Here is a 12,711-nt window from a genome sequence, read left to right as displayed (position 1 = left end):
ACAATTACGTTACTCAAACCTTTCTTAATTGCTCAAAGGATAGGCTAGCCTTACTTAGGTTTGCATCACTTACCTAAGGAGTTCCGTGGCTTCCGCCGTCTTCCCCCGTTCCGCCGGCCGCCCGGCCGGCCGCCGCCTCCGCAAGACCGCAGGGCGGGCCGCGGTTCTTCTGGCCGCCGTCGCGCTGACCCTGACCGCCTGCTCCACCGGGCCGGCAAGTTCGACGGCGGCGGACGCCCCCAGCGAGCCGGTCAGCATCGCCTTCCCGGTCACCATCAAGCACCTCTTCGGCGAGACCACCATCAAGGAACAGCCCAAGCGCGTGGTTACCGTTTCCTGGGTCAACGACGACGTCGCTATCGCCCTCGGAGTGGTTCCCGTGGGCGTCCCCAAGAACGAATGGGGCGGCAACGACAAGGGCTCCACGCCGTGGAAGGACGCCGCGCTGGAGAAGCTCGGCGCAGGCTTCGGCTCGGCGAAGGCCCCCGTCCAGTTCTCCGAGGCCGACGGCATCAACTTCACCGAGATCGCCAAGCTCAACCCGGACGTCATCCTCGGCGCCTACTCCGGCCTGACGGAGGAGGACTACAAGAAGCTCAGCGAAATCGCACCGGTCGTGGCCCAGCAGGAGGTCGCCTACGGTACCTCCTGGCAGGATTCCACCACCATCATCGGCAAGGCCCTCGGCAAGGAAGCCGACGCCGCCAAGCTGGTCTCCGACACCGAGGCCACCATCAAGGACAAGGTCTCCAAGTACCCGCAGATCGCCGGAAAATCCTTCATCTACGGCAACCTGGAGCCGGACAAGAGCGACGGCGTCAACGTCTACACGGCCAACGACAACCGCCCGCGCTTCCTCAGCGAAATCGGCATGAAGCTCGCATCCGTTGTGGAGGACAACTCCAAGGGTTCCAAGGAATTCTTCATCCCGTGGTCCGCCGAAAAGGCCAACGAACTCAACTCGGACATCTTCGTGACCTGGGTGCCGGATGCGGCCACCGCCGGCTCCATCAAGGCTGACCCGCTGCTGGGCCAGATCCCGGCCATCAAGAGCGGCGCCCTGGTTGCCGACTCGGACAACACCCTGACGCTGTCCATCTCCGCTTCCTCGCCGCTGAGCCTGCCGTGGTCACTGGATACGTTCCTGCCGCAACTGGCCACCGCAGCGGACAAAGTCACCGCAGCGAAGTAACACCCTCCCCCATGACGAACAGTACGACGACGGCGCCCGCCGCCAGTGCGCCCGGCGCACCCCCGGCCCCCACCGGGAAGAAAGCCCCCGCAAAGCAGGCCGCCTGGCTGCTGGCAGCCGTCGTCGTACTTGTTCTGGTTTGTGCAGCGTCGCTGGCTGTCGGGGCCCGCGGGGTTCCACTCGGCACGGTCTGGCAGGCGCTGACGCAGTTCAACCCCACCGACGGCAACCACGCCGTCATCCACGCCCGCATCCCGCGCACCGTGCTGGGCCTGCTCGCCGGCGGCGCACTCGGGCTGGCGGGCGCGGCCATGCAGGGGGTAGCCCGCAACCCGCTCGCCGACCCCGGCATCATCGGCGTCAACGCCGGCGCCGCCCTCGCCGTGGTCACCGGGATCTACGTCTTCGGCGTTTCGGCCCTGACCGGCTACATCTGGTTCGCGTTCATCGGCTCCGCAGCCGCCGCCGTCGTGGTCTATCTGATCGCGTCCATAGGACGCGACGGGGCGACGCCGGTCAAGCTGGCACTGGCAGGCGCGGCCCTGAGTGCGGGGCTGTATTCGCTGATGAACGTCGTCCTGGTCTCCAGCCAGGACACCCTGGACCGGTTCCGTTTCTGGCAGGTCGGCGGGATCGCCGGCCGGGACTGGTCGGTGGTCCTGCCCGGGCTGCCGTTCCTGGCCGCCGGGGCACTCATCGTCCTGTTCACCGGGCGGATCCTGAACAGCCTCGCCCTCGGGGACGACATTGCCCGCGGCCTGGGCCAGCGCGTCGGCCTGGCCCGCTGCATCACCGCGCTGGGCATTGTGCTGCTTTGCGGTTCGGCCACGGCACTGGCCGGCCCGATCGGATTCGTCGGCCTGGTGGTTCCGCACGCCGTCCGCTTCCTGACCGGCCCGGACTACCGCTGGATCCTGCCCTTCTCGCTGGTCCTGGCGCCCGTGCTGCTCCTGCTCTCGGACGTGGTGGGCCGTGTCATCCTGCTGCCCGGCGAAGTCCCCGCGGGCATCATGACAGCCCTGGTGGGTGCGCCCGTCTTCGTGTGGCTGGTCCGCCGCGGGAAAGGGGCAGGGCTGTGAGCAGGGCAGACCTCGCCAACGTCAGGCACGAGCTGGGAGACAACGCCCCCGTGGAGCGCCAACTGGCAGGCAATGCCCGGTTCATGAGCCGCACGGCCCTCCTCGCCTTCGCCGTCGTGGTGCTCCTCGCCGTCAGCATCCTGCTGGGCAGTTACACCGTCACCATCCCGGACTTCTTCAGGATCCTCACGGCCCACCTCACCGGTGGCGGGAAAATCCCCGGCGCCAGCTTCATCGTGATGGAGAACAAGCTCCCGAGGGCCGTCGTCGGCACCATGATCGGGATTGCCTTCGGGCTCTCGGGCACGTTGTTCCAGACCATGCTGCGCAACCCGCTGGCCAGTCCCGACGTCATCGGCATCAGCTACGGGGCCAGCGCGGCCGCCGTCACCGCCATCGTCGTCTTCGGGGCCTCCGGCGCCGCCGTTTCCGGCGCGGCGCTGTGCGGGGCCATGGCAGTAGCCGTCCTGATCTACACAATCTCCCGGAGCGGTTCCCTCGGATCAGGCGGCAGCAACCGTGGCAACGCAGCCGGGAGCCGACTCATCCTGGCTGGCATCGGCATCGCCGCGGCACTGAACGCCGTGGTCAATTTCCTCATGACGCGGGCCGACATCCGCACCGCGGCCGAAGCCCTGATCTGGCTGAACGGATCCCTGAACTCCGCCAGCTGGGACCGCGCCAGTGTGCTGGCACTCGCGCTGCTGGCCCTGATGCCCGCCGTCGCCGTCCTCGCCGGCCCCCTCCGGATCTTGGAACTGGGTGACGATGCCGCCGCCGGACTCGGCATCCGGGTTGGCATCACCCGGCTCGGCGTGGTGGCCGCTGCCGTCGCCCTGGCCGCCGTCGCCACGGCAGCAGCCGGGCCCGTGGCCTTCGTGGCTTTCCTGGCGGGGCCCATCGCGCGCCGCTTCACCGGCAAGTCGAGCCTCCCGGCCGGCGCGTTCGTCGGCGCCCTGATTGTCCTCGCCGCGGACTACTTTGCCGCCAACATCGCCCCCCTGCTGCTGGACGGCACGGTCCTTCCCGTCGGCGTGGTCACAGGCGCGCTGGGAGCCCCGTTCCTGCTGTGGCTCCTGGTCACAGCCAACCGAAAGGACGCCTGACATGGCAGTTCTCAACGCCAAGAACCTTACGCTGCAGTACGACCAGCGCCGGGTGGTGGAAGACCTCACGGCGGAGATCCCCGAGGGCAAAGTGACGATGATCGTGGGCGCCAACGCCTGCGGAAAATCCACGCTCCTGCGCGGCCTGTCCAGGTTGCTGAAGCCAGCCCGCGGTACCGTGACCCTCGACGGCAAGGACATTCATTCCCGCCCTGCCAGGGAACTCGCCCGCATCCTCGGCCTGCTCCCGCAGCACCCCACCGCCCCGGACGGCATTCTGGTCCGGGACCTCGTGGGCCGCGGCCGCTACCCGCACCAGGGCTTCTTCCGCAGCTGGAGCGCAGCCGACGATCTAGCCGTGCAGCGGGCGCTCGAAACCACCGAAACGCTGGAACTCGCCGGGCGGAACGTCGACGAACTCTCGGGCGGGCAACGCCAGCGCGTGTGGATCGCGATGGCGCTTGCCCAGGAAACCGAGGTGCTCCTGCTCGACGAGCCCACCACCTACCTGGATCTGGCCCACCAAGTGGAGGTCCTGGACCTGGTCACCGACCTGAACCGGCAACGCGGCACCACCGTGGCAATCGTCCTGCACGACCTGAACCTGGCGGCCCGGTACGCGGACCACGTGATCGCCATGAAAGGCGGCAGGATCGTGGCCGAGGGCACCGCCGCCGACGTGGTCACCGAGGACCTGGTCCGTGACGTCTTCGGCCTCGACTCGCGGGTGCTGCCCGATCCCATTTCCGGCACGCCACTGATCATTCCGCTCGGCCGGCACCACACCGATTTCCCACAAGCCGAAACAGCAACCCTGGAGTTGGTCCCATGAGGGCAGTTAGCAGCAAGGCAAAAGACAGCACGACAGTAGACCTCAACCAGGCGCGGGCACGCCGCGCGCCTTCGGCGGTCAGGGACCAACCGGCCACCCAGCCGATGACCCTGGCGTTCGACGTGACGGTCGCCGCGGTGCAGCAGCTCAGCCCCAACTTCCGCCGCGTCACCTTCGGCGGGTACTCGCTGCGTGACTTCGGCGTCCACGGGGGAACCCTGGACCTACGCGTGAAACTGATGATCCCGTCCCTCGCCGAGGACGGCACGGCGCTGCCGCTGCCGGTGTTCGCGATGGAGCAGTCCGGCTGGTACCAGGAATGGCTGGCCATGGATCCCGCGATCCGCGGCTCCATGCGCACCTACACCGTGCGGCAGGAACGCCTCGACGCCGTCTACCCGGAGATCGACGTCGACTTCGTGCTGCACTTCGATGCCGCCGGCAACGGCGGACCCGCCGCGAACTGGGCCCTGAACGCCAAGCCGGGGGACGCCCTCACCATCATCGGACCCAACAACCGGGCCGCGCACTGTGTCACGGCGGAGACCTACTCCGGCATCGAATGGCGGCCGGGCCTGGCCCAGCGGGTACTGCTTGCAGGTGACGAGACTGCCGTTCCGGCCATCAGCGCCATCCTGGAAAGCCTTCCGCCGTACATGAGCGGGCACGCGTTCCTTGAAGTCCCCGAGGCCGGCGACTTCCTGGATCTGTTGTCGGACGCGGACGTCGAAATCACCTGGCTGGCACGCGGCGCCTCGATTGGCCGCTCACTCCCGCACGGCGAACTCCTGCAGGAAGCCGTCCGCGCCGCTGTTCCCGAACCTGGCTGGGTAGGCATCAAGGCCGCCGCCGGCGGGGCCGGGCCGGAGCCCGATGACGTCAACGTGGACCGGGACATCCTTTGGGAGACCCCCGCCCGGATGGACGCCGCGGCGATCGGAGCCAGCAAAAACCCTGACAAGCCCGCCGGCGCCCTGCCGTTCTACGCCTGGATTGCCGGCGAAGCGGGCACCGTCAAGGAGCTGCGCCGGTACCTTGTGCGGGACGTGGGGATCGACCGGAAGCAGGTTGCGTTCATGGGGTACTGGCGGCAGGGCAAGGCCGAGCTGTAAACCGACGCTCCCGCAGGTTCTGCGGTTCCCACTGCGACGCTCCTGCACTTTTCGCGGTTCCCGCTGCGACGCTCCCGCAAGTTCTTCCGGGCTTCGCCCGCCACCGCTGCTTTGCCGTCGCTTAGACACCTCCTTCGGCCGCGGGCGGCCTCAGTCGGCGATGCGCTCCTTCGCAAAGCACCGGCGTCGGCCTTGCGGTCGGCTCACGTTCGGTGCGCTCCTTTGCAAAGCGGCGATTGCGGTCCTGCGGCCGGCTCACCTTCGGTGCGCCCCGTGTGGGACAAACGACACTCACCATGGCCGCCGCTCGCTGGGCCTATCACCTTGGGTTAACCTTCCCTTTCCCTGTCCGCTTTTTGGGGTGGGTAGTTTGGTTGGGTGGGTTCATTTCCTTTGCTTCCGGATCGAGGTGGGCGGCGGGTCTTCGTTGCCTTGGGGGATTCCTTCACCGAGGGCGTGGGGGACTACGATCCGCGGTTCCCGAACGGCGTGCGGGGCTGGGCGGACCGGGTCGCGGAAAAGCTGGCCAAAGCGCAGCCGGGGTGGGAGTACGCCAATCTGGCCATCCGCAGCAAACGGCTGCGCCACATCATCACCGAACAGCTCGGTCCCGCCCTGGCCATGGAGCCGACCCTCGTCACCCTGTACGCGGGCGGCAACGACATCCTGGATTTCGGCACCGACATCGGCTCCCTCATGCAGGACTACGAGACCCTGGTGGCTGCGCTCGCCGGCACAGGGGCAACCTTGGTGCTGTTCACCGGCTTCGACGTCAAGGTCTCCGCGCTGCTGGAGCCGCTGAAGAAACGCAACGCCTTCTACAACCGGCGCGTCCGCGAGATCGCCGGCCGCTACGGCGCGGTGCTGGTGGACTACTGGTGCTTCGACGCATTCCATGACCCGCGGATGTGGGATTTGGACCGGCTGCATATGTCCAAGGCAGGCCACAAATACCTTGCCTCACAGGTCCTGGACCACCTCGGCGTGCCCCACAAGATCAAGCCCAAGGAGTGGGAGCCGCAGGTGAAACCGGGCTGGCGGGAGTGGGAACGCCGGCAGCGCCGCTGGGTCCACGACTGGGTGCTGCCCTTGTTTGGACGCAAGCTCCGCGGCGTCACCCTCGGCGACCAGCTCCGGCCGCGCTGGCCCGAACCCGTGAAGGTCCCGCGCAAGGGTGGCCTGAAGAAGCTGCTGCAGAATCAGCGCGACGGCAGCCAGGCGGGCGCCGGGTAGCCGCCAGGGCTCAGCTGTCCAGCAGGTTTTCGTAGCCCGGAGCCACCCTGTTGGCGTGGAACTCCATGACTTCGAAATCAGCCACACCATTGACGTAGAAAGGGTCCTTGGCCAGGGAAGCGTCAAGGCTGGCCCGGTCCGCGTTGGAGAGCAACAGGCCGCCGGTGCGGGGGATTTTGCGCCCAGCGACCATGAAGACACCCTCGTCGAAGGCCGTCTGCAGCCACGTCACGTGCGCCGAAAGATGGAACTCCACAATGTCGTCGGGGACCTTGTATGTCAGGGAGACTACGTACATGCGGCCAGCCTACCGGTAGCAGGCCGCGGACAGGCGGGAACTTTTCTGGAATTCCCCAGCCTGAAGTTGAATCGTCAAGCTTCCAGTCTCCTAGAATGTAGCCATGACCGAACCCCGCTGGCTCAACGCCGACGAACGCCGGGCCTGGCTTGCCCAGCTCAGCATCAACACCATGCTGCCAGCAGCCCTGGACACCCAGCTCCATGCCGCGGGCAAGCTTTCCCTGTTCGACTACAACGTGCTGGCGATGCTCTCCGAGGCCGAGGGGCGCTTCCTGCCCATGAGTGAGCTCGCGGCGCGCACCAGCGCCTCCCTGTCCCGGCTCTCCCATGTGGTCACCAAGCTGCAGAACCGCGGCTGGCTTGAGCGCCGGCCGCACCCCGGCGACGCCCGCGTCACCACGGCGCACCTGACCGAAGCCGGCATGGAGACGATTGTGAAGCTCGCCCCGGGCCACGTGGAGGCCGTCCGGTCGCTGTTCCTCGACGCCTTGAGCCCCCAGGACGTCGCGGACCTGGCCCGGATCGGCGAAAAAATCGTCGGCCGGCTCGACGACGACCACTGGATCCTGCGGGACAGCTAAGCGCGACGCTGACTGCGCCGCCGTCGGGCAGCCCCGTCTTTGTTGCTCGCGGCAACTGCTGGCAGACTTGAACCATGGATTTCACGTCCCGCTATGTAGCCCTTGGAGACTCCTTTACGGAAGGCGTCGGCGACGACGACCCCACCCGGCCCAACGGCGTCCGGGGCTGGGCGGACCGGGTGGCAGAGGGGCTCGGCGCTGCCGATCCGGGCTTCGGGTACGCGAACCTTGCCATCCGCGGCAGGAAACTCCGCCAGATCATGGCCGAACAGGTGGATGCCGCCGTCGCACTCCAACCCACCCTGGTCAGCATCTACGCCGGCGCCAACGACATCCTCCGGCCCAAGGTCGACATCGATGACCTGCTGGCCGAGTACGACGCCGGGATCCGCAAGCTCACGGCCACTGGCGCCACTGTGGTGATGTTCACCGGCTTCGACGCGCGGGGCTCCAAAATTTTCGGCACCATGCGCGGCCGCACGGCCATCTACAACGAACTGGTTCGCGGCATCGCCGGGGACCACGGCGCCCTGCTGGTCGACTACTGGCGTTTCAGCGAGTACTACGACTGGGGCATGTGGGCCACGGACCGGATGCACATGTCCGCCGCCGGCCACGCGAACATGGCCAAGCGCTTCCTCACGGTCCTGGCCCACGAGCACTCGATAGACGTCCCGCCCATGACTCCGGTACCTGAACTGAGCCGCATGGACGCCATCCGTGCGAATGCCCGATGGGTCCGCGAATTCGCCGGCCCGTGGGTTGTCCGGCGCGTCACCGGCAAGTCGTCCGGCGACGGCCTGGAGCCGAAGTACGGCCAGCTAACCCACGTCTAGAACGGCAACCTAGGCGCGGAATCCCGGCGTTGCGAGCAGTTCCCCGGTCCGGCGGACGGCGAGCACATCGACGTCCCAGCCGTCAGTGGCCCGGTGCAGCATCGCGGTCCCGCCCGCAACGATCGCCGTCGCGAGCACATCGGCCGTGACAATGTCTGCCGCGGCCACGGAGACCTGGGTGAACTCGACTCCGCAGCAGCCCGCAGTCCAGATGTGGTCACCCCGCTCCGCCGAGCCCGACGTCGCAAGGGCCCGCCGGGTGCCTGGCCCGCCCAGTCCGTAGGCGGAAAGCAGCGCCGAGCGGTCCAGCGGATCAACGATGCCGGCCGCCCACGAAGCTCCGCTGCCTGGCACGGGCGAGCCCATCACCAGCACATCACCGCCGGCATTCAGGCACCAATCAGTCATCCCCCGGCTTCGCAGCGCCTCACCGGCCTGCCCGATCGCGTGGCCCTTGATGATCCCGGAAAGGTCCAGCACGCCGTCGGGCCGTTCCGGGGAGAATGAGCCCTCCGTCATGAGCCGCCAGCTGAGCGCCTCGGCGTAGCGATCCCGCATCCCGGCGGATGAGTCCCGAAGAGAAAGCTCCCCGCGGGCTAGCCGGCTGGCCTCCGAATCGGGGCGGTACAGGCTGAATGTCTCATCCGCGCGGGCAAACACCCGTTCGACGGCGGCAGCTGTGGCGTCGAGTTCGCGCTCCCCGTCCCCCGCTATTCCCGGAACGGCCCCGGCAGGAACGGTCAGGCTGATGACGGTGCCCATGGAGCCAAAGGTCCTGGCCTTCAGGGCAGAGCCGCCCAGCTCAGAGGTTGGCTGCATCGAGGGCCGCCTGCAGGGAGTTCAAGTACGCGTCGGAAGTCACCGTGGCACCGCTGATGGTCTGCACGTCCGCGGATTGGGATTGGAGCACCTCGGCGCGCAGGAGCGGGGCCGCCCGGTTGCTGATTTGTACGGACTTGCGTTCAGCATCGGTCAGCTGGAGCGCCGTGACGTCAGTGATCTTTCCGGCCTGCACGGTGATCTGCACCTGGACGGAGCCGAACCGGGTCTGGACGACTGAGCCGGCGTACGTCCCCACTGCCTTGGCCGAGGCCCCCGTGGTGCCCGAGGCGCCTGTAGTGCCCGCGCCCGACGAGCCGGACGAAGCCGTTGAGTCGTCCGTGCCGAGCGCTTCGGCGCCGGTGGTGCCAGTCGCCGCGCTCGCGACGGAGCTGCTTGTATCGGCCGTGTGGACGCCCGACTGCCAGCCTGCGATGAGGATGCCGGCGGAGGCCAGGGCTGCTGAAACTGCTGCGCGGGTTCTCACCAGTCGAACCTTTCGTAGTGGAGTTGGTCTTCCCGGACGCCGGCGGCGCGGGCGTCCTCAAGCACGCTTTGCGCCCAGGCGGCGGGCCCGCAGACGTAGACATCTGCATCGGCGACGTGCGGGTCAAAACTGGCCAGCCGGTGGCCGGCACGCGCGGAACTCTCCGGCAGCCAGGTCCGGACGCCGGCCGGGCGGGAGCCGGTCAGATGGAAGAGCGTGGCTCCCCGCTGCCGGCAGAGGTCGAGGATTTCCTCGCCCAGGTAAAGCTCGGATTCGCTGTGGCCGCGGAGAATGACAGTGGCGTTCCCGGGCTGGAATGGCGTGCTCTCCAGCAGGGCACGGATTGGGGTAATGCCTATCCCGGCACCGACCATGACCACGTGGTTGCGGCTCCGCGCGGCCGTGCTGAACAGCCCGTACGGACCCTCCAGCGCCACCTTGGTGCCGGGCCTGAGTGACGCGAGCTGGGCCGAACCCGCGCCCAGGTTGCGGACCGTGATCCTCAGCGTCCCTTCGCCGGCGGCGTCGAAACTGACGGGATCGGCGGACAGGCTGAACGGATGCGGGTGCCACCACAGTCCGGGAGCCAGGAACCGCCAGATAAAGAACCGGCCACCGCTGCCTGCCAGCTGGTCCAGGCGCAGGCCGGACATCTCGATGCTCACCACTCCGGGGGCCACCCGTACCACCCGCCTGACGGTCAGCTGGTGCCTGAACGTTGCTGCCAGCGGCTGGGCCACCCGGTAGTAGAGCAGGGCGGCGCCGGTTCCGATGCACAGTGCCAGCCAGTACCAGCGCTGCCAGGTGCCTTCGGCAAAGAGGCCGCCCACACTGAACTGGTGGGGGAGCGCGGTCAGGACCGCCGCGTACGTCAGGAGGTGGACGGCGTACCAGAATTCGTACGGAAACCGCCGTCGGACGGCTACCAGGGAGGTGACGACGACGGCGATGAACAGGAGCATGGAAATGTAGGCCAGCCACATGTCCGGCACGAGGACCCACAGCGCAACCGCCTCGCTGACAGGATCCAGCCCTTCCGCCATGCCGTAGCCGATCGCAATCAGGATCCCGTGCGCGAGCAGCAGGTACAAGGCAGGCTTGCCCAGCTTGCGGTGGAACTCAAGGGCGCGGTCGTGGCCGACTGTGAGGTCGATGAGCGGGATACGGGCCGCCAGAAGCAGCATGAGAAGCACCAGGTCCATGCCGGCGAGGCCGGCCACAATCCCCAACGCGGTGAAGGAGCCGGCTGGAGTCGAGAAGCCGGCCATGCCGCCGTCGGCCAGCCACAAAGCGATGGCGCCCGCCAGGGACGCCCAGAAAAGAACCGTCAGCAGATCCGCTCTCAGCAACCGCCGCCGGTGCTGCCCCCTGAAGGGGTTCACAGCGCCACGGGAGCTGCGGCGAACCTCGGGTCGGCTCGTCAGAAGTTGTGTGTTCATGGACCCAGAATCGCCTCGCTGCCTATCATTTGGCTGTGAAATTGCTTCGTCGGGCATATGACCTCGGAGGGTTCCGGCCCACTGCCCGGGCTGGCCGACGGCTGCTGCCCTATACACCATTCAGTGACGGATTGGTCTTTAATTCGCCGAACTCGTAGACTTGGTAGGCGCTAGGTGGCGCGGAGCGTGCGCAATTGCTCCGGTTGGCAGGACCCGTGAAGAGAAATCGACGGTCTTGGAGGCCGGTAGTTAGGGGCTCAAGTTGCGCGCATTCCTGTATTCGCCCAGCATCCCGGCACTTCGCAATGGCTGTCCAACGGACCGCCATCGTCAGGTGCCCGTGGCCCACAATCTTCGCCGCAGTGAGGAAACCAGACGGTTTGCGCCGTCTGCCTGAATCCCGCGGACCCGGTGATTGGGGCGGGAGCCGGATGCGGACGCCGCCCAACGCACGGTCAGCGGGAACTCCGTTAGCCGTTTCATTTATTTTTTGAGGAGAGTCGTCATGGCAGCACACTGCCAGGTGACCGGAGCCGAGCCGGGCTTTGGACACAGCATTTCGCACTCGCACCGTCGCAACAAGCGCCGGTTCGACCCGAACATCCAGAAGAAGCGCTACTGGGTTCCGTCCCTGCGCCGCAACGTCACGCTGCAGGTCTCTGCTCGTGGCATCAAGACCATCGACGTACGCGGCATTGACGTAGTCGTCGCCGCCATCCTGGCACGAGGAGTGAAGCTCTAATGGCAAAGGATAAGGACGTACGTCCGATCATCAAGCTGAAGTCGACCGCGGGCACGGGCTACACCTACGTGACGCGCAAGAACCGTCGTAACGACCCGGACCGCCTGGTTCTGAAGAAGTACGACCCCAAAATCCGCCAGCACGTCGAATTCCGAGAGGAGCGCTAAACACATGGCTAAGAAGTCAATGATCGCTAAGAACGAACAGCGTAAAGTCATCGTCGAGCGTTACGCTGCAAAGCGCCTCGAACTGAAGAAGGCTCTGGTTGATCCCAACTCAACCGACGAAGTACGCGAAGCTGCTCGCCTCGGCCTGCAGAAGCTTCCCCGCAACGCCTCTCCGGTACGTCTGCGTAACCGCGACATCATCGATGGCCGTCCCCGCGGTACCTTCCAGAAGTTCGGCATCTCCCGTGTTCGCTTCCGCGACATGGCTCACCGCGGTGAGCTCCCGGGCATCACAAAGTCTTCCTGGTAATTCAGCACTCCTGAAGCCAGTGGCTTGAAGAAGGGCCGGCAACCGTTTGGTTGCCGGCCCTTCTTGCGTTTAACGCCTGGGAGCGAATGCCGGGGCGCGAATTCCCGGGTGCCAATCGAGGGCCCGGCCGCGGGGCCTGGCCGCGAGCGGCGGGGGTGTTCTTTCGGTGGTGCCGGCGGCGGTGTTGTTGGCTGCGGTTGGTGCTGTGGTGATGCAGTGCACAGTGCCGGGTTACGGGGCCGGAGCCCCTGGCCGGGTGTTTTTGGGTGGTTGTGGCCTGTGGTGGCGGGGTTTTGGGGTGGTGGGGCGGGTGTGTGGGGTGGAGTTGCGGTGGGGCGTGGGTGGGTGTATTGTTTTCTAAGTCGCCGAGAGGGAGACCAGCGGAAAGCTGGGAACCGGAGGCGGCCAATCCCCTAAATTTCAAGACCGGATCTGGTCGGCGTTTTGTGCGCTCCGGGTTCGGGATGGGGCGGGTC

The 12,711-nt window shown here is 66.9% G+C and carries 15 protein-coding genes; 11 read left to right on the top strand and 4 right to left on the bottom strand.

The window, feature by feature from the left end:
* Nucleotides 1-85: 85 nt before the first annotated feature.
* The 6 genes from AC1D2F_RS19845 (at nucleotide 86) to AC1D2F_RS19820 (ending at nucleotide 6,554) form a co-directional block, all read left to right on the top strand.
* Nucleotides 86-1,192, top strand: a complete 1,107-nt coding sequence (locus tag AC1D2F_RS19845; RefSeq protein WP_476967536.1) for an iron-siderophore ABC transporter substrate-binding protein — start codon at nucleotides 86-88, stop codon at nucleotides 1,190-1,192.
* Between the two features lie 11 nt (nucleotides 1,193-1,203).
* Entirely contained in the window at nucleotides 1,204-2,271 is a 1,068-nt protein-coding gene (locus AC1D2F_RS19840) for a FecCD family ABC transporter permease (RefSeq protein ID WP_476967535.1), read from the top strand.
* 83 nt (nucleotides 2,272-2,354) lie between these two features.
* A complete protein-coding gene (locus tag AC1D2F_RS19835; RefSeq protein WP_476967556.1) occupies nucleotides 2,355-3,377 on the top strand; it encodes a FecCD family ABC transporter permease in 1,023 nt (340 codons plus the stop codon).
* Nucleotide 3,378: 1 nt separating this feature from the next.
* Entirely contained in the window at nucleotides 3,379-4,209 is an 831-nt protein-coding gene (locus AC1D2F_RS19830; protein WP_476967534.1) for an ABC transporter ATP-binding protein, read from the top strand.
* Between the two features lie 104 nt (nucleotides 4,210-4,313).
* Nucleotides 4,314-5,321 (top strand): siderophore-interacting protein, encoded by a 1,008-nt coding sequence (locus tag AC1D2F_RS19825; protein ID WP_476967555.1) that lies wholly within the window; start codon nucleotides 4,314-4,316, stop codon nucleotides 5,319-5,321.
* A gap of 378 nt (nucleotides 5,322-5,699) precedes the next feature.
* Nucleotides 5,700-6,554 (top strand): SGNH/GDSL hydrolase family protein, encoded by an 855-nt coding sequence (locus AC1D2F_RS19820; RefSeq protein WP_476967533.1) that lies wholly within the window; start codon nucleotides 5,700-5,702, stop codon nucleotides 6,552-6,554.
* Nucleotides 6,555-6,564: 10 nt separating this feature from the next.
* Here AC1D2F_RS19820 and AC1D2F_RS19815 read toward each other — a convergent pair whose 3' ends face one another.
* Nucleotides 6,565-6,852 carry a YciI family protein gene (locus AC1D2F_RS19815; protein WP_229996064.1) on the bottom strand — a complete coding sequence of 96 codons (288 nt, stop codon included), beginning with the start codon at nucleotides 6,850-6,852 and terminating at the stop codon, nucleotides 6,565-6,567.
* A gap of 103 nt (nucleotides 6,853-6,955) precedes the next feature.
* On the opposite strand from AC1D2F_RS19815, the gene AC1D2F_RS19810 reads away from it, so the two are divergent.
* Together AC1D2F_RS19810 and AC1D2F_RS19805 are read left to right on the top strand one after the other, a co-directional pair.
* Nucleotides 6,956-7,435: a MarR family winged helix-turn-helix transcriptional regulator gene (locus AC1D2F_RS19810; RefSeq protein WP_229996065.1), complete on the top strand. Its 480-nt coding sequence runs from the start codon at nucleotides 6,956-6,958 to the stop codon at nucleotides 7,433-7,435.
* Nucleotides 7,436-7,509: 74 nt separating this feature from the next.
* On the top strand, nucleotides 7,510-8,271 hold the full coding sequence (locus AC1D2F_RS19805; protein ID WP_476967532.1) for an SGNH/GDSL hydrolase family protein: 762 nt from the start codon (nucleotides 7,510-7,512) through the stop codon (nucleotides 8,269-8,271).
* A gap of 9 nt (nucleotides 8,272-8,280) precedes the next feature.
* Here the strand turns inward: AC1D2F_RS19805 and AC1D2F_RS19800 are convergent, their stop codons facing one another.
* From AC1D2F_RS19800 to AC1D2F_RS19790, 3 genes are read right to left on the bottom strand one after another with little or no spacing between them, the layout of a single operon-like run.
* Nucleotides 8,281-9,033: an FAD:protein FMN transferase gene (locus AC1D2F_RS19800; RefSeq protein ID WP_476967554.1), complete on the bottom strand. Its 753-nt coding sequence runs from the start codon at nucleotides 9,031-9,033 to the stop codon at nucleotides 8,281-8,283.
* A 40-nt stretch (nucleotides 9,034-9,073) separates the two neighbouring features.
* Complete coding sequence (locus AC1D2F_RS19795; protein WP_476967531.1) at nucleotides 9,074-9,577, bottom strand: FMN-binding protein; 504 nt, start codon at nucleotides 9,575-9,577, stop codon at nucleotides 9,074-9,076.
* Nucleotides 9,574-11,016, bottom strand: a complete 1,443-nt coding sequence (locus AC1D2F_RS19790) for a ferredoxin reductase family protein (RefSeq protein ID WP_476967530.1) — start codon at nucleotides 11,014-11,016, stop codon at nucleotides 9,574-9,576. Before AC1D2F_RS19790 ends, AC1D2F_RS19795 begins: the two co-directional genes overlap by 4 nt.
* Before the next feature lie 505 nt (nucleotides 11,017-11,521).
* On the opposite strand from AC1D2F_RS19790, the gene rpmB reads away from it, so the two are divergent.
* The 3 genes from rpmB to rpsN are packed head-to-tail and all read left to right on the top strand — an operon-like array spanning nucleotide 11,522 to nucleotide 12,235.
* Entirely contained in the window at nucleotides 11,522-11,758 is a 237-nt protein-coding gene (gene rpmB / locus AC1D2F_RS19785) for a 50S ribosomal protein L28 (protein WP_011693744.1), read from the top strand.
* The gene (gene rpmG / locus AC1D2F_RS19780) at nucleotides 11,758-11,925 is read left to right on the top strand and encodes a 50S ribosomal protein L33 (RefSeq protein WP_003798558.1); all 168 of its coding nucleotides are present in this window, start codon (nucleotides 11,758-11,760) and stop codon (nucleotides 11,923-11,925) included. The genes rpmB and rpmG overlap by 1 nt, the downstream gene beginning before the upstream one ends.
* Nucleotides 11,926-11,929: 4 nt before the next feature.
* On the top strand, nucleotides 11,930-12,235 hold the full coding sequence (rpsN, locus tag AC1D2F_RS19775; RefSeq protein ID WP_026266887.1) for a 30S ribosomal protein S14: 306 nt from the start codon (nucleotides 11,930-11,932) through the stop codon (nucleotides 12,233-12,235).
* The last annotated feature ends 476 nt before the right edge of the window (nucleotides 12,236-12,711 follow it).

Source organism: Arthrobacter sp. P1_B3, from assembly GCF_056406615.1.
This window is presented reverse-complemented; position numbering and strand designations above follow the sequence as displayed.